Origin of the sequence: Devosia indica (assembly GCF_003056405.1) — a bacterium.
Taxonomy (GTDB): domain Bacteria; phylum Pseudomonadota; class Alphaproteobacteria; order Rhizobiales; family Devosiaceae; genus Devosia; species Devosia indica.
The window spans coordinates 1-1565 of record NZ_PYVZ01000043.1; the positions used below are offsets into that span (position 1 = coordinate 1).

1 protein-coding gene is annotated in these 1565 nt (G+C 60.2%); it reads left to right on the forward strand.

Features of this window, described 5'->3' with window-relative positions:
• Positions 1 to 58 precede the first annotated feature (58 nt).
• Positions 59 to 1498, forward strand: coding sequence for an IS1182 family transposase (locus DDE76_RS19295; RefSeq protein ID WP_104892172.1), 1440 nt, complete (start codon positions 59 to 61; stop codon positions 1496 to 1498).
• Positions 1499 to 1565 lie beyond the last annotated feature (67 nt).

The following is a 1565-nucleotide window of genomic DNA, read 5'->3' on the forward strand; positions in this document are numbered from 1 at the left end:
GAGGCTGTGTGAAAACCCCTGAATATGTTATGATTTGGCACTGCTTCGGAGGTGCCATATGGGACGTTTCGTTGAAGGTGCAGACCGTGACCAGGCGAGTTTTTTGCCAGCGCGTCTTGAAGACTATGTTTCCCCCGACAACGCGGTTCGCGTGATCGATGCTTTTGTCGATGAGCTGGATTTAACCGATCTCGGCTTTGCCCGTGTGCAGCCTGCCGCAACCGGCAGACCCGGATATGCGCCGGGCACCATGCTCAAGCTCTACGTCTACGGCTATCTGCATCAACTGACCTCGAGCCGGAAGTTGGAGCGCGAAGCGGGCCGCAACATCGAGGTGATGTGGTTGACCGGCAAGCTGGTCCCCGACTTCAAGACCATCGCCGACTTCCGCCATGACAACCCTGGGGCGATCCAGATCGCGTGTCAGCGCTTCGTTGCCATCTGTCGCGCGCTTGGACTTGTTGGCGGCAGCATGGTCGCGATTGATGGGTCCAGGCTGCGCGCCGTAAACACGCACGAGAAGAACTACACCAAGGGCAAGCTGGCGCGCCGGAAGGCCCATGTCGAAGAGAGCATCACGCGTTATCTGGCCGAACTCAAAGAAGCCGATAGTGCCGAGACAGGCCCGGCGACTCCGCGCATCGACCGTCTGACCGAGCGATTGACGGCGCTGCGTGGGCGCCTCGGGGAACTTGAGGAGATTGGCCGGCAGTTGGAAGCTGCGCCCGACGGGCAGATCTCGCTCACCGATCCCGATGCTCGTGCCATGGCAACCGGGAGCGACCATCGCGGTGTGGTCGGCTACAACGTCCAGGCTGCGGTCGATACCAAGCATCATATCGTCGTTGCCAATGAGGTGACGAACCGCGGTCATGATCGCTCACACTTGCTGGAGATGGCCAAGGCAGCTCAGGCCGAGATCGGTGGCTCAGGGATGATCGCCCTGGCTGATCGTGGATATTATGAGGGCGAGCAGATCCGCTCCTGTGCCGAGGCCGGCATCATTCCGATGGTCCCCAAGCCCGATACGTCACCCGCTCAGGCGCGAGGCTTTTGGGGCAAGGCGATGTTCATTTATGAGCCCGAGACTGACACCTATCGCTGCCCGGCCGGCCAACATCTCCAGAAGCACCATTCCACTGTTGAGGCTGGCAAGCTCATCAGCGTCTACTACAACCAGAAAGCCTGCGGTGATTGCGCATCGCGTCCTCTATGCACGGCTGGTAAGGAGAAGCGCATCCGGCGATGGGAGCATGAGGCTGTGCTCGATGAGATGGAGCGCAGGTTCGAAGTGATGCCTGAAGCGATGGCCATCCGCCGCTGCACGGTCGAACACGTCTTTGGCACCATCAAGGGCTGGATGGGCGCCACCCACTTCCGAACGCGCGGCCTCAAGAACGTAGCCACCGAAACCAGCCTGACCATCCTGGCCTATAACATCAAGCGCGCCATCGCCGTTGCCGGCGTTGCTTCAACACTCAGGGCGATAACAGGATGAAGGGAGCCTAGGTGCTCCATCGCAAATTACCTGAGCCAACAGCCGCGCGGAGTTCTCACACAGCCTC